Source organism: Kitasatospora sp. NPDC049285 (assembly GCF_040678815.1).
GTDB lineage: Bacteria > Actinomycetota > Actinomycetes > Streptomycetales > Streptomycetaceae > Kitasatospora.
Genome location: NZ_JBFAQR010000032.1, coordinates 26,253 through 45,387, shown reverse-complemented (window position 1 = coordinate 45,387; position 19,135 = coordinate 26,253). Strand labels below are relative to the sequence as shown.

Here is a 19,135-nt window from a genome sequence, read left to right as displayed (position 1 = left end):
TCATGAGCGCGAAACGTACCCAGGAGGCCGGCCCCAAGGGCGTCGTCCTCTGACCCTGACGCCTCGACTCGAAGGAGCGACCGTGACCGCCAAGGAGAAAAGCAGCACCGGCACCCGGAAGTCCACGTTGCACCGGCTGACCGTTCCCGACGGAGGTGAGGTGGAGCTCCGCGCCCTCGTGCGTCCTCGCTATCTCGACCGCCCCGGATACCAGGTCCGCGAGTTCGCCCGGGAGGGTGTCACGGGGCTGCTGGTGAACGGCGGCATCCCCCGGGACCGTGCGGACTGGTGCACGGCCGTCGAGCGGATCACCGGCCTGGCGGTCAGCGAACGGAATCACTCCGCTGCGGGTCTGGTGCTCATGCGCACTGAGCGGGGCCTGTACGCCCTGAGCTATGGGGTCGGTCAGCACATGCTGGAACCGTACTACCGTGATGACGAGTTCGGCCTGGAGTTCGCCACTCGCTGCCTCGACGAGGACGGCATCATCAAGGTACGCAACCAGATCATGGACGGGCGGGGGCGTGTCGACGAGTACTCCGTCGCCCAGGGAGAGCGGATCGACGGCTTCGGACTCGACCGGTTCGGCAGCGTCGTCCGCCGCATCTGTGGAACGGTCAGCGGCATCCCGTTGACGTCCCTGCCTTCCGGTACCTCCAAACATGTTCGAGTCGAGTGCTCCGAGTCGACCATCAAGCTGCCGCTGGCCACCACCCCGGAGGAATTCCTCAACGATCTGCGCGCCATAGAAGAGGTCTGCTCGCGGCCGGACCCGCTGCCCGAGCTGCGCTTTGTCGATCGGCTCCGCACGCTGGACAACCGCAGCCGCAAGGCAGTGGACGCCCAGGCAGTCCTTGAGGGCATGCTCGCCGACCCGAATCACCCGCGGCTCACGCTGGGAGTTCCGGAGAGCTGCCAGGAGGGCTTCGGGTCCGCCCAGGCGTTCCGGATCAGCTCGGGCAGCCGCAGCATCGACGTCACCGAGCTGGACCTTCCCACCCTCCTTGAGTTCGTCTCGGAGAAGCCCAAGGGGGAGCGGGGCAAGGCGCTCGGCCAGGTACGGGTCGTCATGTTCAGCGACGACGACCTGAAGACACCTGCCAGCGCCGCGACCACGGGCAAGGAATGGCTCGTCGCTGACGTCCCCGTGGGCACCAACCGATACTTCTACGGCCACGGCAAGTGGTACGAGGTGGGAACCGGATTCCTCAAGACGCTGGAGGAAGAGCTCCGGGAACTACTGGGCAAGCAGCCCAGCGTCCAGCTGCCTTCCTGGCCGAGGGGAGTGCCGGACGCCAGGAGGCGGGACTCTCATGATGAGGACTGGTACAACAAGCGGGCGGCGAGCCAGCCGGGCTACCTCCTCTTCGACAAGAAGAACATCGTCACGGACAAGTTCAACGGTGGCGGGCTGGAGATCTGCGATGTCCTCGGCCCGGACAACCAGCTGATCTGCGTCAAGAAGGCCACCACCAGTGACGGCACCGCGCCACTGAACCACCTCTTCGCCCAGGCCGTCACCGCCGTCGAAACCCTGCGCAGCGACGAAGCCATCCGCAGCAGCTTCCTCGGCCAGGTGGCCGACCGCACTCCCGACCACCGCCTCCTGAGCGACTTCGGAACGCTGAAGGTCGTCCTCGCGATCCTTCTCAAGGACGGCAAGGAAATCACCGTCGACTCGCTCTTCGCCTTCGCCCAGGTCTCCCTCCTCCAGGCGGCACGTCGCTTGCGAGCGATGAACGCGGAGGTCGAGGTCGTCGCAATCCGTCGCTGAGCTCACCACAGCACTCTCCCAGAGCCACAACGCCAGTGCCGGCAATGGGATTGATCACGACGATGCCCCTGGCCGGGACCACGTGTGAGGTCTGACCCCCCTGTCGGATTCGCACAACGAACCAGCCAACGACCGATCCCGTCGGCACCCCCGCCATGACCGCCCGAACAGGACCGTTGCAGCCATGGCCGCACTTCGGCCGCACTTGTTCGCTGACGGAATGCCAGAAATGGCCGCCACCATCACAAAGGTGCAGGTCAGCGGATTGGGCAAGCCGATACCACTCAGAGTCGACAACCTGTGACCTGCGCACTCCGCATGTGGGCTCGCAACCCTCGAATCGGCAGGCTTCCATGGTCAAAGCAACGAGAAAACCCCAGGTCAGAGGCCTGACCTGGGGTTCACCATGGAGCCGCCTATGGGATTCGAACCCATGACCTACGCATTACGAGTACACGTGATCATGGGCCGTCGAGTCCCAACCGGCGGGCTCGCGTCCCAGTTTTGCCTGGTCAGAGCACGTCTGCGCGTGACGGTCCGTCCCATGCGATCCAGTCAGTCCCAATCGGCTACCGATACTCCCGGGCAAGTTGCGGGCAAGTTGCTCCGGGCTGAATCCCGTGACCTCTAGCTTAGCCGGAGCCCCCCACCCTCGCGACTGAGCGTGATCTTGCCGCCGATCCCTCCCCCGCATCCAGCAAACGGCACCCATGTGATGTGTGCAACATTCACTAGACGGTGGAGCATCTGTGCATGTATGTTGACCCGCTCGCGGATCATGGACCGCTGCGTGAGGGGGATTGTTGCTGCAGGTGTTCCGGGTGACGGATGGGGCAGTTCGTAGGATCGAGGGCGGGGCGGCGGAGCTGGAGCGCCACCTGCAAGTGCTGATCGAGGCCAACATGCCGGAGATGCTCGGGATGCGGTTCCTGGCGCACGAGTACTCGACCGGGCCCGTTCATCGGGGGCGGATCGACACCCTGGCTCTGGACGAGGACGGCTCGCCCGTGATCGTGGAGTACAAGCGGACCGGCAGCTCCAGCGTGCTGTCACAGGGGCTTTTCTACCTGGCCTGGCTGGTCGAGCACCGAGACGAGTTCGAGGCGCTCGTGGCGCAGCGGCTGGGTGAGGACGCCGGCCGCACTGTCGACTGGAGCAACCCGCGGATCGTCTGCGTGGCGACCGAGTTCACTCGCTACGACACTGTGGCGGCCAGCATGTCGCACCACCGGGTCGACCTTCTGGTGTATCGGCAGTACGCGCAGGACCTGGTGACGTTGGAGTTGGCGGCCTCGGTCGCAGGGGGCTGCGGCACGCGGGCGGCCCGGGGCTCATCGAGCCGCCCGGAAGGTACCGGCCGAAAGGGTGTCCGCCAGTCGCTGGACTCGGCGTCGCCCGAGCTTCGGGAGCTGTTCTCCGAGCTGGAGGAGCGACTGCTGGACCTTGGCGAGGGCACCTGCGTCGAGCTTCAGCACTACCTGGCGTTCCGTCGCCGACGGAACTTCGCGTGCGTTCGCGTAACCCGCGAGGCCCTGGTCGCGGTACTGAACGTCGACCCCTCGACCATCCGTCTGGCCCCGGGATTCACTCGGGATTTGCGCGGCGTTGGTCACCTCGGCACCGGCGACCTGGAAGTGCGGATCGCCTCGGCGGCCGAGCTGGACAGAGCCGAGCCGCTCTTTGCGGCGAGCTTCGCCGCGGCAGCCTGATCGACAAAGGCGGGCCGGACAACTCGGTTGTCCGGCCCGCCCTCGTGTAGGCAGGTTGGCTCGTGCGGTGCCCGGGTCAGCCTCGGCGTGCCAGAGTGGTCGCGGTGACCGTCTCCCAGTCGGTCGGCAGGGCCGGGGCTGCAGGTGACTGCGGCCGGCGCACCTCGGTCGGGACTGCTCAGCGCGAAGGCGCGCTGGCGAGGCGGCCTGGGACTGCGGGGACGGCCGCCGGGACGGGTTCGCGGTCCTGGCCGGGGGCGGTGGTGCGGGTGAGGGCGGCAGCGACCCGTGGAGAGCTGACCGGTTCCTCCTCGACCGGGGCGAGGTCGGCGTCAGCGACGGTGTAGCCGAAGGTGGTCAGTTGGGTGCTGACCTTCTCCATGGCCTCGGCCAGGAGGTGAGCCCGCCCTTCGGCGATCGGGTCGGCGGCGGAGATCTCGCTGAGCCGCTGGGAGGCGGTGTCCAGCAGGGCGGCCATCCGTCCGATGAGGCCGTACTCCGGGTCCATCAGCGGGCGGACGACCTCATGGACGTCGTCCGTGGTGTCCGCCGTGTACGCCTGCGCGGTCGCGGCGACCAGGCGCGACTCCAGGTAGGACCAGTCGTGAGGCTGGAAGGGCTGCCGCTCGATGCGCTGCCGGGGTAGCGGCGGAACGACTCGGGGCGCGTAGCCGGCGTCGGTGAGCATGCGTTCGGCGAGGCGGATCCGCTGGTTGGTGTCGCTGGGGCTGTGGCCTTCGACGGTGAAGATCGGGTTGCTCTGCCCGGCGGACTCGGTAGAGAAGCCTGCTCGCGTCAGGAGGGTGCGGCTGGCCATGTCGGGGGCTTGGGCCCAGGCGCTGGCGGTGGTGCCGTCGGCGTTCGGGAATCGGGCGATCACGATCGGGGGCGGGGTGCTCAGGTGGTGTCCTTCGGGTTCAGCGGCAGCGGCCACCCAGGGCACGCCAGCTGGCGGCGGCGGGGTCGAAGGCGGGCGGGTCGGCTTGCCGGGCGGGGGCCGGTGCGGTGCGGACAGTGGCCACGGCCCGTGTCGCGGCGCTGACCTGGTCGGGAGCGCGTAGGACCGGGGCGGGGTCGACCACCGCGCGGGTGAGCCTGGTGAGGTAGCGCACCGGGGTCTCGGCCGAGAGGATCGCGGTCCACTGGTCGTCCCAGTCCGGTCCGAAAGCCGCCTCGACCATCCAGGGGCCGACGCCTTGGTCAAAGGCTTCGTCCGGGCGCGGGTGGTGGCTGAGGGAGCAGAACTCGTCGGGTGAGGTGACTCGGATGCCGTCAACGGCGGTGCCGCCCGCCGCGGGTGCGTGCACGGCGACGGGGGCGCCGCTCCCGTCGCCGAGGACCACGGCTGTCAGGTCTGAGGAGGTCCACCCGGCCTTGAGCAGTGGCCGCCAGGCGGTCGTCGGGCTCGCGGTGTGCTCGGCGACGATCTCCTCGGGCGCGGTGCGGCGGTCGTCGGCCAGAGCCCCGACGAAGGCGCTCACGATCTCGGCGGGCGTCTCCTTGGAGAACGTGGCCTGCCACAGCGGCGAGCGGTCGGTCGGGTGACGCCGGACGCTGACGCGCCACAGGTGCCAGACCGCGGGCTCGGCGGCGACTTCGATCCGTCCGCACCAGCTGGTGGCTGTCAGCGCTCCGGTGCGGGGGTCGCGCTGGTGCGGCCAGGCGTGGCGGTTGACGAGGAGGCCGAAGATGGTGCTCACGTCGCCGGCTCCGGCCAGGTAGCGGGGCCGGACGAGAATAGGAGTGGCCGGAGTTCCCGACGGCTGGCGGGTCATCGCTGGTGAGGTTCGACGATGCGGGAGTGCGGGACGGCGGCGGGCGCGGCCTGGACCTGCGGCCCGGGGCCCGCGACCCGGATGGCCGGGGAGGCGGCGGTGGCCGCCCGGTGACGGGCGCCTCCGTCGAGGAGGTCAGCGACGGGGGCTGCGGCACGGTACCCGGTGGCGGCGAACCGGGCGCCCGCGTCCAGGACTGGCTCCCAGACCTCGGGCTGGTCGCCCAACTCGGCGCCGAGCTGGTTGCCGAGAGCGGTCATGGCGCCCGCGAGCCGGTGTGCGGGTCCGGGCCGAAGCCCGATCCATTGAACGACGTGGGCGGCGTCCTCCGCGGTCAGCTCGGGGGCGAGCTTCTCGATCTGCCGCAGCGCTTCGCTGGCGCGGGCGACCGCGGCCTCGACGAGGGCGAGGGTGGGGTCGATGGGCACGGGGCTCCTACAGGGAACGGTGGAGGGGGCGGGCCGCCACCTGCGGGACTGCGGCCGGCGGTGCGGCGACGACACTTCCGCGCGGGCCGGGAGCCGAACGGGCGGCTGTGAAGCGGGGGTTGCGGTCCTCGTGCTCGGCCAGCTGGCACACGGCCAGGGCCAGGGAGCGGTCGCGCGAGGTTTCGGCGAGGCTCTGGTCGGCGCGCGCCAGCGGGGCCACGATGCGGGCCTCGTGCGGGTCGGTGCGGATGAGGACCCAGCGGCAGGCGGCGGGGTCGCCCGGAGCGGCGATGCCGGTGGCGGCCAGGATCCTCCGGGCGACCTCGGCGACCCGGTGGTCGGGGACCGGGGCCCGATCGGGGTCGGTGCGCAGCGTGCACTGCCACACCGCCCGGGACCTCACCGTATGGGCCGGACTTGCTGCCGGGGGGAGGTGGGCGGTCAGCTCGGCGACGAGATCCTGCTGGTTGAGCGTGGCGAGTTCGGGAACCGGCCGCCAGGCGTCCAGCAGCCGCAGCGGCTGCCCCCGGTTGGCTGCCGCCGTGACCAGGCCGGCGATCAGGTCCTGAGCCGAGGAGTAGCGGGAGATCACCGGGTACACGGTCACCTTCGGGCTCAGTACGGGTTCTCGGTGGTGCGGGCGTCGTGGGCGGCGGCCAGCAGCTCGGGCAGGTCACCGGGGGCTGCGTCGCGCTGGTCGATCCACCAGGTGGCCTTGTCGAGCAGGCGCACCTGGTCCTCGGTCTCCTGCCAGTCGGCCTCGTCCATACCGCCTTCCTCGACGAGCACCCGGTAGGCGCCGGTGACCAGCTGGTGGCGGGAGCGCTCGCCCCACGGCACAGCCTTCGGCGGGCCGTCCAGGGCGGGCATGCGGAACTGCTCAGCCCATTCGGTGGCGGCCTGCTGCTCGGCGGCGCGCCGCTCGGCCAGCCAGGCTTCGCGGGAGGCGGTGTCCGACTGGCGCTCGGCCAGCCAGCACTCCTTGCAGGCGCGTTCCGCGAGCCAGCGGGCGAAGCCAGCCCGCTTGTCGGCGGGACGTTCCGACAGGTCGTGGTCGACGTTGTGGCCGCAGGAGTGCTCTACGGACCAGATCTTCTTTACGGCCAAGTTGGCGTTCCTTAACGGGAGTTCGAGTGTCCGGCGGCCCACTGGATGCGGGGGTCGACGGCGGGGACGGCAGCTGCAGCGGAAGCGGCGCTCTGTGAGTGGAGGGCGGCGGTGGAGCGGACCCGGCCGCCGGCGGCGAGCGCGGCGCGGGCGCGAGGGCTGGCCGGACTGGGCCGAGCGGCGGTGGTGGTGGGCCGGGCGGCGACGGAAGCGAGGTCCCGGCTGTTGCCGGCCAGGACGGTGTCCGCCTGGGCGATCACGGTCGCCACACGGGACAGGTCGACGCTAGCGGGGTCGGAGCGCAGTTGGGCGTCGATGGAGCGCAGGCTCGCGGCGACCTCGTTGTTCATCGCCACGCGGTCGTGCAGCAGCGCGTCGGCACCGCGGTCCTGGGCGCTGGGCGCGGCGTGCACCACCGTTCCGAACGGGTCGGACCGGTCGGCAGAGTGCGCGGGCGAGGGAGGCGTCCGGTCCTCGGGAGCGATGAGGCGGGTGGCGAACGGGTCGGTGAGCTCGGGGCCCGGGCTCGGCACCGGGGAGGGCGGGGTGCGGTCCATGGCGGCGATGAGCCGAGTGGCGAAGGGATCGGTCGGCACGTACGGGCCACCGAGCGGCTCGAAGGCGAGGTCGGTCGCTACGCGCACGCCCTGGTTGCGCAGTTGGGCGACCGCGCGGGTGGCACGGTGGTCGCCTTCGTGCTCCGGCTCGTCGAGGGCGAACAGGTCGGAGGTCGGGGAGGTGCGCACGAACCCTGCCTCGGCGAGCGCTGGCCTCATGTGCGGCTGGACGAAGGGGATACGGGCGACGATGCCCAGTTGCGGGTGGCGACCGATGGCGACCTCGTGAGCCAGGGCCGGTGCTGGCGGCCCGACGTGGACGACAGCGTCCGCACCGGCGGCGGCTTGGGCAGGGCTCGGCAGGGAGGGCTTGCTGGCGTGGGTGTAGTCGAACTCCTCGGCGGCCTCGACCTGGACTCCGCTGTGGCGCAGGAAGGCGACGGTCTGCCGTACGTGGAGGAAGAGGTTCTGCTCGTCGGGGGCGGCGTCGATGGTCAGGCGGCCGTCGGCGAGTGGCCGGAACCCTGCGCGGAGCAGGACCTCGCGGGCGGCCGGGTTGGCGTCGGCGCCGAGGGAGGCGGCGATGCCGTACTGCGGATCGCGGGCGATGGCGATGTGGTGGGGATTGATGCGCTACTCCTGTTGGAGGCTGGGCAGGGAGAGGTTCAGCGGCGGGCCGACGTCCGGACCGGCGCGTGGTCGGTAGCGGCCGTGGCTGCGGGCCCTGCGACGACGCGGGTGGGGCCGGTCCCAGTGCGCGCGGCGTTCGCGCGGCCGGGTGGGGTGTTGCGGACGGCGATCTCGACGCCGAGCAGGCCCAGCGCGGCGATGGCTCGGTCGGTGGCACGGTTCTGCTGCTCGGCGTCCCGCGTGGCGAGCGAGTAGCGCTCGGGGGCGGCGGGGAGGCCGAGTGCGAACCCGGCGTCCTTGAGCGCCTGGTGCACCGCCTGGTCCCGGCTGGCTGTGGTGGCGGTGACGCCGGCCTCCCGGAACCGCCGGAAGGTGACACGGGAGGGGTAGGTGGATTCGGCATCCTGGGGCACGAGTTGGCTCCGTGGGCTTGGGGTTCAGCGGCTGCGCGGCGCCCCGGGCGGCTCGGGAGGCACACGCGGCGGCGGGATGGACGGAGCTGCGCTCATCCGCGCATGCGGAGCCCGGAGTGCAGCGGCGGCGCGCAGGCTGGCCGGGTCGGGAAGGGTGGTGTCGCGCTGGTAGAGGGCACGGAAGTCCCTGCGCGGCAGGTCCCCGTAGGAGGGGTTCCAGCGGTCGGTCCCGGACAGGTACCGGTCGCGGGAGTTGTAGCGGATCATCACGAACGGCCGTTCCTGGTCGAGCTGTTCGCTGAGCCGGGCAAGCCACCAGTGGTCGTCGTCGAACCTCTGGATCGCCTCGACGACGATCCGGCCGTCCTGGACGTCGGCCGCGATCTCCCGGCTGAGCGGATCGGCGAGCCCGGCGCGCAACTCGAGTTCCGCGACACTGCGGGCGGTCACTGCGGCCAGGTCGGCGTCGGGGAACGGGGCGGCCGACTGGAGCCACTCGTAGTAGGCCAGGACCTGCAGCGGGGACTGCTCCGGCCGGTGCCAGTTCGCCACCGGCACGCCAGCCTTCATCAAGGCGCGCAGGGCGTCGGCAGCATGCTGGATCTGGTCGTGCGCCTCGACGCTGGGCCGCTGGCACCAGCCGTTCTCCTCAACCTCGGGCGCGCGGTACCAGAAGCCGGCCTGGTAGAGGATCTCCCCGGCGACCTGCGGGGGCTGACCTCGGATGACGGCAAACTCGCCCGCGTCGAAGTCCCAGCCGAAGGCCACGTGGGGCTTGTTCATCGGCGCCGGGGAGCGCCCTGGATGACCAGGACCGATCGGACCGGTGCGCTCGCAGCAGCCTTCTCGCGCTCGGCCGCCTGCTCGGCTTCCGCCTCGCGGGCCTGGATCAGGAGCAGCAGCTCCGCCTCCAGCTGGTCACGCTGGTCGGCAGCGGTCTCCAGGGCCTCCAGCTGGGCGTCGAGCTGGTCGAGGACGGCGTCGTCCACCCGACGGCGCGCCGCCGCGACGTTGATCAGCTTCACCCGCAGAAAGGAGACGCGGGTCTCGGCCGCGACCAAGGCGCGGTGGGCCTCGACGAGCCGGGCGGTGGCGGCGTCGGCGCGGGCCTCGTTGGCGGCCAGGGAGGAGAGCGAGTCGCCTGCGGCAGCCTCCAGGCGCTCGTCCAGTCGGGTCAGCGTATTCGGCATGGATCTCCAAGCAGAGGTGGTCAGTTGGTGGGTGGCCCGGTCAGAAGGGGCGCGGGATGTACTCGACGCACGGCTGCATCGGGCGCGCCGGAGCGGAGCCCGTCGCCGGCGGGGAGGGCGTGTGAGCCGGTCGCGAGGGCGACGAGCTGAGGGCCGCGATCCGGCGACGGCCGAGGGCGGGAAGCTGCGCGGCGTACCCGCTCGACGTCCACGCCGCGCTCGCAGAGTCCAGGTCGGGGTACCGGCCGATGCCGTAGAAGGGCATCCCGCCCGCCGCCTCCGTGTAGAAGACGACTCCTTCGCCGGTGGCCGTGTAGCGGCCGAGCAGCTCCCGGCTCTCGTACGGTGAGTCGTGCGAGGCCAGCAGGACCAGGTGCCCGTTGCAGACGTCGGAGGTGATCAGCTCCGGTCGCGCGGTCCTGCCCGTGGTCTGCGCCGGACCGTCCTCGACCCACGTCGGCCGGTTCTCGATCCGCGCCCGCTGCTCGGCCTCGCTGTATACCCTGGTGACGCCGTACTCGTCGGCGATGAGCATCCCGATCGCCTCCCGCAGCTGCCGCTCGGCGACGGAGGCGGAGGTGTCCCGGCGCGGCCGGTGCAGGTCCAGCTGGTCGTCGCGGACGAACCCGGCCTGCTCCAGCCACTGGGCGCTCCGGCGGTCTGCCGCTGCGGCGACGAGGAAGCCCAGGTCCGGGCGGTGCCCGACGGTGACGACGGCGAGGGTCACGCCGGCTGCCCCGGATCATGCATGCGGGCATCGGTGTCGAACAGCTCCAGCTCGGCCCGGTGGAGAAGATGTTGAACAATGAACGACCGTCCGGCTACCTTCCACAGGCCGCGTCCTCGGCCGAGCTGGGAGATCGCGGCGGTCTCCACGCCGGTCAGGCCGAGCAGCCCGGCGGTGGCTGCCAGCTGGTCCGCCTCCTGCCGGTAGATGACGCGGGTCGCGCAGTCGGTCATCAGGCCCTCGGCCAGCGCGCGGGCGCGGGAGCCCTGGTCGCCGGCCGACAAGAGGTCGGACAGGCGGTGGATGATCAGCATGTTCGCGATGCCGAGGCCGCGGCTCAGCTTCCACTGGCTCTGCATGCGCTCCAGCAGCGCGGCGTGGCGCATGATGCGCCATGCCTCGTCGTAGATCACCCAGCGCCGGCCGCCGTTGGGGTCGCTGAGCGCGGCCTCCATCCACGCGGACGCGCACGTCATGGCCAGGGTCAGCGCCGTGTCGTCGCCGGTGGAGCCGAGCCGGGACAGGTCGATGGTAAGCATCGGACTGCGCGGATCGAAGACGGCGGTGGACGGGGCGTCGAACATGCCGGCCAGGTCGCCGGTGATCAGCCGTCGGAAGGCGTGGGAGAGGTCCTGGGAGGCTTCGCCGACGCGGCGGGACGGGTCTCCGAGGGCCGCGTCCAGGAGGTCCGGCTGGCCGAGGACGGTGGCGACGTCGCCGAGCAGCGGTACCCGGCCGGCGGCGGCGGCCTGCTGGACGGCGGTGTCCAGTGCGACGTCGAGGCCGGTGTACTCCATCGGGCGCAGGTCGCGGCGCAGAACGGTGCGGGCGAGGCTGCCCAGGAGAAGCAGGCGGCGCTTGCGGACCTCGCTGGCCCACGCCTCCTCGTCGATGCCCTCCGGCGCGGCGGTCGCATCCAGCGGGTTGAGGCGGCCGGGCAGACCGGGGCCCAGTGCGATGGTGGTTCCGCCGACAGCCTGCGCGACGCTCGTCCACTCGCCCTTCGGGTCGGACGCCACGTAGACCCTGTAGCCGAAGGCGGTGGAGCGCAGCGCGATGGACTTGGCCAGCGCGGACTTGCCCTGGCCGATGACGCCGGCGATCAGGCAGTTGGGGTTCGTGAAGTTCTCGACCTTGCCGTAGAGCGCGAACGGATCGAAGACGAAGCTCGCCTCGGCGTGGACATCGCGGCCGATCAGGACTCCGGAGCTTCCGAGGCCGCCTTCGGCGAGGAACGGGTAGGCGCCCGAGGCGGTCGCGGTGGTCATCCGGTGGGCGGGGAGCTTGAGCTTGCCGCCGCGCAGGGAGGCCGGCCCCGGGCGTCCGCCGGCCGGGTAGAACGGGCGCAACTCCTCGTTCTCCTCGCGCCGGGTGCGGGTGCGGCGCGGGCGGGCGTTGTCGCGGGCGGTGCGCCGGGCTGCGGCGAGGTCGCGGCGGGCCTGGCGTCGGGAGGCCCGGTCGGAGCGGCTGGGGGTGAACAGGGGGGAGGCGGAGGAGGTGCGCAGGAACGTTTCTCCTGTCAGGCGCGGGAGGAGGGGGTCGGGGTACCGCGCAGCTCGGCGGGGGTGGAGATGCGCCGCATCCGGACGGAGGCGAGGGTGTGGCGCTGGCAGATGACCAGGTCGGGTGCGCCTTCGGGCAGTCGCAGTGCGCACGCCTCGCGGGTGGGCACGCGGCCGTCGGCGCGCGGTGCGCGGTGGTAGGCGGAGTGGAGGGCGTCCGCGGTCTGCCACAGGCGGACCCGGGCGGCGTGGAGCTGGTCGGCCTCGGCGGGCTGGTGCGGCCGGGTGGTCGCGGTGTGGGTGTCGACGAGCCGGAACAGGGCCGTGCAGTGGGCATGAAGGGCGTCCAACTCAGATCGCGAGGCGGGGAGTTGGTCCGGAACGCTGGTGTGGTGGTGGACGTCGACGGCGGCGGAGGCGAACCGCAGCAGTCGGGGACCGTCGGAGGAAGGGTGGTGCACCGGGTCTCCCGTCACAGCCGGGCGAGCGGGAGGGCGGCGCGGGAGAACGCCTCGGCCTGCTCGAACTTCAGGAGGCGCAGGTCCAGGCTGGTGCTGGCGGCGGCGGTCTCGATGGTGGCGCACTGGCGGCGCAGGTCCTCGGGAGAGTCGGCGCTGACGACCACGAGGCCGGTGAAGTCCACGTCGGCGTGCCCGCTGATCAGCTCGCGCTCGTGCTCCTTGGCGTCGGCGTACTCCATGGAGTCCGCCTCACTGTCCACCTGGCCCTTGCGGACGCGCTCGGCCGCGTCGGCGATGATCGACGCCTTGCGCCGCTGCACGGCCTTGAGGGCGGCGTCGAGGTCCTCGGGTCCGTAGTGCAGGGACAGGGTGCGGCGCACCCCGGCGGAGAAGACGAGGCTGTGGAGGAAGCCGTGGGAGACCTCGCTGCGCGGCCACTGCTCGATCCAGTAGACGGCGTGGCAGGCGGTGTCGCTGGTGATCCGGTCGCTCTCCTCGACCAGGACCACCGGCCCGGCGGCGGCAGGGTCGGCCTCGGCGCGGCCGGTCTCGGACCACTGGTCCATCGCGGCGAGGGACTTGGGGTCGTAGGCGCTGCGGATCACGGCGGCGAACTCCCGGCCGGTGAGCCAGCCGGACGGGGTGAGGCCCGCGTTGCGCAGCGACTGCTCGAAGCCGGGGGTGAGCTGCGACAGGACGGTGAAGGCTCCGGTGAGCCCGCCGCCGGCCTCGCCGATCAGCCGGCGGGCTCCCTTGAGATCGAGGGCGATGGCGATGTACGCCTCGTGCGGGGCCGCGGTCGGTCCGGCGGCGGCGAGCAGTTCCTGGTAGACCGTCCCGGCGATCGGTGCGTCCGGATCGCCGTGCTCGGCCCAGTAGCGCTGCAGCGCGTCACCCGAGTCCGGCACGGTGCGCTCGATGACCTGGACCGCGCTGATGTAGCCGGTGCGGGCGAGGGCGGCCAGGGCGCGGCCCCAGCCGGAGACGTTGGCGGACTGGGCGGGAGCGTCGAGGAGGGCGAAGGCTCGGCTGGTGACGCGGACGGCGGCGATCAGGGTGCCGCGCTGGGGGTCGTGGACCGCGCCCATGGTCCCGCTGGGGGCGGTGACCGCGCGCAGGCTCGCTGTGGTTCCGGGCAGCTGGAGCAGGCCGTCGCGGCGGGGGCGGGAGCTGGGGCGGGCGAGCCAGATCAGCTGTCCCTTGGCGCGGCGCAGGTAGTAGCGGATGACGATGGGGGCCCAATCTGCCACGGAGCGGCTGTGGAAGCGGATGAGGACGAGTGCGGCTGCCAGAGCCCAGACGGGCGTGAGGAGGACGGCGCCGACCAGGCCGCTGGCGACCATGGTCACCAGCAGCAGCGCGCCGGCGAGGCCGACCACGGTCAGCTGGGCGGGGCTCAGGCCGAGCAGGACGCCGCGGCGGGAGCGGGTCGGGAACCGCACGGTGGAGAGGAACTCGGTGGACAGGGGCGACTCCTGGTGGGGGTCCGGCCGGGGCGGCGGGGCGGCGCCCCGGCCGGGGCGGGATCAGGCGGGCGGCGTGGACGGCGGACCTGCCGCCGGAGCCGGAGCGGGGCCTGCGACCGGCGCGGCGGAGGTCGCCGGACCTGCGGGCGCGGGCGAGGAAGCACGCGGGGCGGCCGGACGGACGCCGCGCACGACGGGGACCGGTGCACCAGAGCCGCCGGGAGCTGCGGCGACCGCCGCCGAGGGAGACGCTCCGCCGGAGCTCTCCGAGCCCGAGGTGGGGGCGGACCCGCCGCCCGAGGGGCTGTCGGCGGAGCGGGTGATCAGCGGCTGCCCGGTGCCGGAGGCGCGGCGGGTGATCAGCGGCTTGGAGACCGCGCCCGCACTGCCACCACCGGTGCTGGTGCCGGGGAAGGCGAAGCTGGTCTGCGACGGGGAGTCGGAGGGGGTGCTCGACGGGGAGGGGGTGCTGCCGATGGCGCTGCCCTGGCCGGGGACCTTCGAGGGGCCTTGCGGCGCGGCGGTTGCGACAGCTCCGGCACCGCCGGTGCCCGCACTCATGGCCATGGTGCCGGCCTTGCGGGCGGCGCCCGCAGCGGTCTGCATTCCGGCGTTGACGGTGCGGTGCAGGTCAGCGCTGGTGCCGTCGCTCGCCCAGTGGATGAACTTGTAGCACATCATCGGGCAGAGCAGGACCAGGACCATCACGACGATGCCCGCGAGGATGTCCGACAGCGCTGCGAGGCCGTCCTTGCTGTTGGAGTTGCCGATCGCGGAGACGCCGATGAGGAAGACGACGGTCATGATCAGCTTGGAGAAGACCAGGGCCGCGGTCGCCTCGATCCAGGCGCGCCGCCAGCGTGCCGCTGGCTCCCAGCCGCCGCCCGCTCCCGCGAACACCGCCAGGGTGACCAGGACCAGGATGGCGACCTTGCGCAGCACCATCGTGCCCCAGTACATGACGGCACCGACCACACAGCCGAGGGCGACAAGGGCGGGAACGGCCCAGCCGAGCTGGGAGGTGCTGGCGATCATGCCGACCTTGATGACGCGGGTGACGGCGTCGGAGGTACTGGTGTTGGCGACCTTGAACAGGCCGTTCGACAGCGCGTCCACCACGGTCAAGGCGACGCCGGTGCCGGCGACGGCGACGAACGAGAACAGGATGCCGCTGACCGTCCCGGTGACGGCCTGGGATAGGGCTTGACCGTCTCGCTTCCAGGCGGCGCGCAGGAGTTGCAGGCAGAAGGTGGCGACGATCGCGACCAGGCCGATGGGCAGGATGATCGCGTAGTTCTCGCGGAACCATGAGGCTCCGAGGTCGACCGACGTGGTGGAGTCCACGGCCTGGGAGGCGAGGTTGGCCGCACTCTGGGCGAGGTCGCCGCAGGAGCGGGCGATCCAGTTGCCGATGGAGCCGGTGATCGAGTCGGCGATGCCGCCGGGGGTGACGTCGCACAGGGCGCCTGCGAGGGGGAGGTCACAGAAGCCGATGGGGCACCCCCTCCTTTCTTATAGGGGGCGGGTCAGGGGTAGACGGTCGGGGCGATCGACGCGAGCGCGCAGTCGTGGCCGGGGCGGCACTGGACGGCGAGGGTGATCGCCCGCTGTTCGTCGCCCCGGCCGCCGCCGGTCCAGGTGATGGACTGGGAGCCGGTGACGGTGACCGCGTACATGTAGGCGACGGTGAGCTTGGTGGGGTCGGCGGCCACGGCCTGGTTGAACGCGGTCGGCAGGTGCGCTTCGGTGACCTTCCCGGTGGCGAACTGGCCGTTGTCGCGCATCCGGTCCCACAGGGTGGGGTCGGGGACCTGGCTGGCGAGGGCGGCCGGGTCGGCGTACGTGCTCTCGCTGGTCAGCCAGGCGCGCAGCCCGGCGAGCTGCTGGGACTGGGAAGCGGTGCGGGTGTCGTAGGTCCACAGGGCCTGCGCGAACGCCTTCGCGAAGACGATCGGGTCGCCGGTGTGCGGCGGCGGGGCGACCGGGTTGGTGGTCGAGGTCCCGCTCGGCGCGGTCGGCAAGGTGCTCGGGGCGGCGGTCGCCCCGCTGCTGGGCGTGGAGCCGGGGGTTGCGGTGCTGGTGGCGGACGGGGCGGCCTGGCTGCGGTGGCCGCCGCCGGTGAACCGGGCGATGAGCCCGGCCACCAGGGCGACGGCCACCACGGCCACCAGGCCGGCGAGCACGCGGCGGACCATGAGGGACTGGCCGCCGGGCTTGAACGGCTGGGGCGAGGAGGGCATCAGTGGACGCTCGTCCCCACGTTGGAGAAGAACGCGACGATGCCGTTCGCGGCACCGAGGAGAAGCGCGCAGCCGGCCGCGACCAGCGCGCCCTGCTTCCCCTTCTGCTCACTGCCGTGCGAGCCGGTGTGGTGGCCCCACGCCCACACGATGCCGGAGACGCACAGCGCGCCGACGACCGCGATGATCGCGAAGAGGTTGATCGAGCCGACGGTGCTCTTGAGCACGTCGAGGCCGGGGAGGCCGCCCTCGGAGGGCTTGATGCCGGGGTCGAACGCCAGCTGCTGGACCTTTGCGGCGGCGTTGGCGAGGTAGGTGGTCAATCACACTCCACGAGCTAGGGGGCGGGGTAGACGCGGCCGGGCCGCGGCGGAGCAAAGGGGGGAGAGGCGCGCGAAGTGCGCTGAAGGGGGCCGCAGTTGGCGTCAGGGGACGATGCGGCGGGCGGCGATGATCTCGGAACGCCAGGATTCGAGGGTCGAAATTTTGACCACGTCGCCGGTGTGCGGCGCCTGCACGATCAGGCCCTGCCCGATGTACATGCCGACGTGTCCGGGGCCCTCCGGGCCGGGCTCGGTGAAGAGCAGGTCACCCGGCTTGAGCGAGTCGACCGAGGCGGCGGTGCCCTCGGTGACCTGCGTGTACGTGGTGCGGGTCAGCGTGATGCCGCCGGCGTGGTACGACTGCTGCATCAGCGAGCTGCAGTCGCACCGGCCCATCGGGTCGGGCCCGTGCGGCGCGGTGCACGAGCCGCCCCACTGGTACGGGGTGCCCAACTGCCCGAGCGCGTACCGGATCGCGGACTGCACGGCGGGCGGTGCGTCGGTCGGAATCACGTACCCGGCGGGCAGGGTGCCCGGCGGGATCGTCCCCCAGTCGATGCCCGAGCCGCCGGTCCCGCACCCGGTCGGGGTTGGCGAGGACGACCCTGGCGAGGGCGACGGCGCCGGGGTGGCGGAACTGCCGCCCAGCGCCTGCGAGATGGCCTGCTGCAGTGCGCTGGCCAGACCCTCCCACTTGGCGTAGGCGTCGGGGAAACCAGACTTCTGCACGGCCTGCGCCGCCTGGGTGAGCGGCAGCTGCTGCCACCCGTCCACCTGCAACAGCGCCTTGTAGAAGGCGGTGCTGGCGTAGACGGGATCCTGCAACTGGGCCGGGGTACCCCAGCCCTGGCTCGGGCGCTGCTGGAAAAGACCCAGCGAATCCCGGTCGCCGTACCCGAGGTTCTGGAGCCCGGACTCCTGCAGCGCGGTCGCCAGGGCGATCACCTGCCCGCGGGCCGGGACCTGCATCGCGATGCCGGTGGCAACGATGACCTTGGCGTTCGGGATCTGGGTCGTCGGCTCGTCCAGGCCGGACACCGGGGCGGTGGGCCCGGCCTTGCCGGACAGGATCTGCTGGACCTGAGCGGCGACGGCTGCGGCGTCCACCTGCTGGGCGCCGGTGTTGCAGTTGGCCTGGGTGGCGGCGTTGTTCGCCATCACCGCCACGGCCGGGAAGCCGATCGCGATGGGAACGCCCAGGATGAACGCGGCACAGCCGCACGCCACCTTCTGCCAGCTCATCGAGCCGTCGGCCGGCCGCCTTCGACACTGGCCGGAAGGCTGGTCGGAGGCCGGGGCAGGCACGTGTTCAGGGAGCTGATGTGGGTCTCCAATTCAGGCGGGGGCGGGGACGCCGTCCCGGCCGCAAAGGCGCGGCCGGGACGGTTTCGGGGCGGCAGCAAGCCGCCCTCGTAATCTGCGAAAAGGCATGGCGGTGCCCTTCCCGTGGCGTGACGGAATTCGGTGGGCGAGGTTTTTCGACCGTAGGCCCGGCGCGGCCGTTTTCCTAAAAAGCAGGGAACCGGCAGCTCCGGAGAGCAGGCGGGGCGGCTGGCTCAGGTCCTCTCCGGCCTTGGCCATGGGTGCCGTTACGCGGCGCGGAGGGGCCCGGTCCTGCCGGGGTGTCACACGCTAGGAGCCCGTCGGCCGGAAACCTAAAAAGGCTTCCGGCGGCTTCCGGCCGGGTTCGCCGTGCGACGTGGAGGACGTTAGGCGGCATGCGGCCGGAAACCTAAAAAGATCATGGACAGGTGGAATTGCGGCCCTTTTTAGGTTTCCGGCCGGACAGCGCCTACCGTGCGTCTTCCGCCCCGCGAAAGCCCTCGACCCGCACGGTCCGCGCTTCGCACCGCCGCCCTGACCACCCGGGCGGCCGTGGGCGGGACACCCGTCCCCGAACCGCAGGAGCACCCCTGAGCTACAAGATCCACCGCGGCGACGCCCTGCTCCGGCTCGCCGAGGTCCCCTCGCAGTCCGTCGACTGCGTCATCACGGACCCGCCCTACAACAGCGGCGGGCGCACCGCCAAGGAGCGCACCGCCCGCACCGCCCGCGAGAAGTACACCACCGCGGGCAGCGCCCACACCCTGGAGTCCTTCCCCGGCGAGAACAAGGACCAGCGCAGTTACACGTACTGGTTGTCCCAGCTGCTCGCCGAGTCCTACCGCGCCACCCGCGACGGCGGCACCGCGCTGGTCTTCACCGACTGGCGCCAGCTCGGCGCCACTGCCGACGCCCTGCAGGCCGGCGGCTGGATCTGGCGCGGCGCGCTGGCCTGGTACAAGCCGGCAGCCCGACCGCAGCGCGGAAGGTTCACCCAGCACTGCGAGTTCGTGCTGTGGGGCTCCAAGGGCGCGATGGACGCCGACGCGAACCCCGTCTACCTGCCGGGGCTTTACACCGCGTCGCAGCCCAAGGGCGCGGGCCGGGTGCACATCACCCAGAAGCCGGTCAGCGTGATGCGCGAGCTGGTCAAGATCGCCAAGCCGGGCGGCACCGTCCTGGACTTCTGCATGGGCAGCGGCTCCACCGGGGTGGCCGCGCTGCTGGAAGGCCGAGGCTTCGTGGGCATCGAGGTCACCGACCACTACGCCGGCGTTGCCGAGAAGCGCCTCGCGGAGGCCGCCCGGCAGGTCCGCGAGGGCACGGCCGACACGGAGCCCTCCCCCTGACCGCCATCGCCGTGTGCCGGGCCGCCGACCTCGGCGGCCCGGCCCGAGTCGGCGATCCGCTGGAGGGCCGCACATCGCCCCGCGGCCCCTGCTTCTCGTGCCGTCCACCCCGGCGCGCCAACTCCCGTCCCCTGTAAGGACCCACCCCTGCCCGCCACCCC

Annotated in this window: 20 protein-coding genes; 3 read left to right on the top strand and 17 right to left on the bottom strand. The window is 71.9% G+C overall.

Annotated features, from left to right (window positions below):
- Positions 1–82: 82 nt before the first annotated feature.
- Positions 83–1,774 carry a DUF6119 family protein gene (locus AB0K51_RS21050; RefSeq protein ID WP_363457556.1) on the top strand — a complete coding sequence of 564 codons (1,692 nt, stop codon included), beginning with the start codon at positions 83–85 and terminating at the stop codon, positions 1,772–1,774.
- 812 nt (positions 1,775–2,586) lie between these two features.
- On the top strand, positions 2,587–3,483 hold the full coding sequence (locus AB0K51_RS21045) for a DUF5655 domain-containing protein (RefSeq protein WP_363457646.1): 897 nt from the start codon (positions 2,587–2,589) through the stop codon (positions 3,481–3,483).
- A 178-nt stretch (positions 3,484–3,661) separates the two neighbouring features.
- Here the strand turns inward: AB0K51_RS21045 and AB0K51_RS21040 are convergent, their stop codons facing one another.
- The 17 genes from AB0K51_RS21040 to AB0K51_RS20960 all read right to left on the bottom strand — a co-directional run bounded on the left by AB0K51_RS21040 (position 3,662) and on the right by AB0K51_RS20960 (position 17,460).
- Positions 3,662–4,417, bottom strand: a complete 756-nt coding sequence (locus AB0K51_RS21040) for a hypothetical protein (RefSeq protein ID WP_363457553.1) — start codon at positions 4,415–4,417, stop codon at positions 3,662–3,664.
- On the bottom strand, positions 4,401–5,183 hold the full coding sequence (locus tag AB0K51_RS21035; RefSeq protein WP_363457551.1) for a DUF317 domain-containing protein: 783 nt from the start codon (positions 5,181–5,183) through the stop codon (positions 4,401–4,403). The genes AB0K51_RS21040 and AB0K51_RS21035 overlap by 17 nt, the downstream gene beginning before the upstream one ends.
- Positions 5,184–5,254: 71 nt before the next feature.
- Complete coding sequence (locus AB0K51_RS21030) at positions 5,255–5,686, bottom strand: hypothetical protein (protein WP_363457548.1); 432 nt, start codon at positions 5,684–5,686, stop codon at positions 5,255–5,257.
- A 7-nt stretch (positions 5,687–5,693) separates the two neighbouring features.
- Complete coding sequence (locus AB0K51_RS21025) at positions 5,694–6,293, bottom strand: hypothetical protein (protein WP_363457545.1); 600 nt, start codon at positions 6,291–6,293, stop codon at positions 5,694–5,696.
- An 8-nt stretch (positions 6,294–6,301) separates the two neighbouring features.
- Positions 6,302–6,793: a hypothetical protein gene (locus tag AB0K51_RS21020; protein WP_363457542.1), complete on the bottom strand. Its 492-nt coding sequence runs from the start codon at positions 6,791–6,793 to the stop codon at positions 6,302–6,304.
- 11 nt (positions 6,794–6,804) lie between these two features.
- On the bottom strand, positions 6,805–7,539 hold the full coding sequence (locus tag AB0K51_RS21015; protein ID WP_363457539.1) for a hypothetical protein: 735 nt from the start codon (positions 7,537–7,539) through the stop codon (positions 6,805–6,807).
- 476 nt (positions 7,540–8,015) lie between these two features.
- Positions 8,016–8,393, bottom strand: a complete 378-nt coding sequence (locus AB0K51_RS21010; RefSeq protein WP_363457536.1) for a hypothetical protein — start codon at positions 8,391–8,393, stop codon at positions 8,016–8,018.
- A gap of 24 nt (positions 8,394–8,417) precedes the next feature.
- On the bottom strand, positions 8,418–9,176 hold the full coding sequence (locus tag AB0K51_RS21005; protein ID WP_363457533.1) for a hypothetical protein: 759 nt from the start codon (positions 9,174–9,176) through the stop codon (positions 8,418–8,420).
- Complete coding sequence (locus tag AB0K51_RS21000) at positions 9,173–9,583, bottom strand: hypothetical protein (protein WP_363457531.1); 411 nt, start codon at positions 9,581–9,583, stop codon at positions 9,173–9,175. The genes AB0K51_RS21005 and AB0K51_RS21000 overlap by 4 nt, the downstream gene beginning before the upstream one ends.
- A gap of 40 nt (positions 9,584–9,623) precedes the next feature.
- On the bottom strand, positions 9,624–10,310 hold the full coding sequence (locus AB0K51_RS20995; RefSeq protein ID WP_363457529.1) for a hypothetical protein: 687 nt from the start codon (positions 10,308–10,310) through the stop codon (positions 9,624–9,626).
- The gene (locus AB0K51_RS20990) at positions 10,307–11,833 is read right to left on the bottom strand and encodes an ATP-binding protein (protein WP_363457643.1); all 1,527 of its coding nucleotides are present in this window, start codon (positions 11,831–11,833) and stop codon (positions 10,307–10,309) included. Before AB0K51_RS20990 ends, AB0K51_RS20995 begins: the two co-directional genes overlap by 4 nt.
- Positions 11,830–12,273, bottom strand: a complete 444-nt coding sequence (locus AB0K51_RS20985) for a DUF6238 family protein (protein ID WP_363457526.1) — start codon at positions 12,271–12,273, stop codon at positions 11,830–11,832. Before AB0K51_RS20985 ends, AB0K51_RS20990 begins: the two co-directional genes overlap by 4 nt.
- A gap of 11 nt (positions 12,274–12,284) precedes the next feature.
- Positions 12,285–13,739 (bottom strand): SCO6880 family protein, encoded by a 1,455-nt coding sequence (locus tag AB0K51_RS20980; protein WP_363457640.1) that lies wholly within the window; start codon positions 13,737–13,739, stop codon positions 12,285–12,287.
- A 60-nt stretch (positions 13,740–13,799) separates the two neighbouring features.
- Complete coding sequence (locus AB0K51_RS20975; RefSeq protein WP_363457524.1) at positions 13,800–15,083, bottom strand: ATP-binding protein; 1,284 nt, start codon at positions 15,081–15,083, stop codon at positions 13,800–13,802.
- A 182-nt stretch (positions 15,084–15,265) separates the two neighbouring features.
- Positions 15,266–15,979 carry a hypothetical protein gene (locus AB0K51_RS20970; protein ID WP_363457521.1) on the bottom strand — a complete coding sequence of 238 codons (714 nt, stop codon included), beginning with the start codon at positions 15,977–15,979 and terminating at the stop codon, positions 15,266–15,268.
- Positions 15,979–16,302 (bottom strand): DUF6112 family protein, encoded by a 324-nt coding sequence (locus AB0K51_RS20965; RefSeq protein WP_363457518.1) that lies wholly within the window; start codon positions 16,300–16,302, stop codon positions 15,979–15,981. Before AB0K51_RS20965 ends, AB0K51_RS20970 begins: the two co-directional genes overlap by 1 nt.
- Positions 16,303–16,404: 102 nt before the next feature.
- Positions 16,405–17,460, bottom strand: coding sequence for a C40 family peptidase (locus AB0K51_RS20960; protein WP_363457637.1), 1,056 nt, complete (start codon positions 17,458–17,460; stop codon positions 16,405–16,407).
- Positions 17,461–18,215: 755 nt separating this feature from the next.
- Between AB0K51_RS20960 and AB0K51_RS20955 the strand changes: the two genes are divergently transcribed.
- Positions 18,216–18,974: a site-specific DNA-methyltransferase gene (locus tag AB0K51_RS20955; protein WP_363457634.1), complete on the top strand. Its 759-nt coding sequence runs from the start codon at positions 18,216–18,218 to the stop codon at positions 18,972–18,974.
- Positions 18,975–19,135: the final 161 nt, after the last annotated feature.

Bases quoted from the DNA above. Each gene is read 5' to 3' on its own strand.
- AB0K51_RS21005 (WP_363457533.1), bottom strand. From the start codon at position 9,176: ATGAACAAGCCCCACGTGGCCTTCGGCTGGGACTTCGACGCGGGCGAG.
- AB0K51_RS21000 (WP_363457531.1), bottom strand. From the start codon at position 9,583: ATGCCGAATACGCTGACCCGACTGGACGAGCGCCTGGAGGCTGCCGCA.
- AB0K51_RS20970 (WP_363457521.1), bottom strand. From the start codon at position 15,979: ATGCCCTCCTCGCCCCAGCCGTTCAAGCCCGGCGGCCAGTCCCTCATG.
- AB0K51_RS20960 (WP_363457637.1), bottom strand. From the start codon at position 17,460: ATGGCGAACAACGCCGCCACCCAGGCCAACTGCAACACCGGCGCCCAG.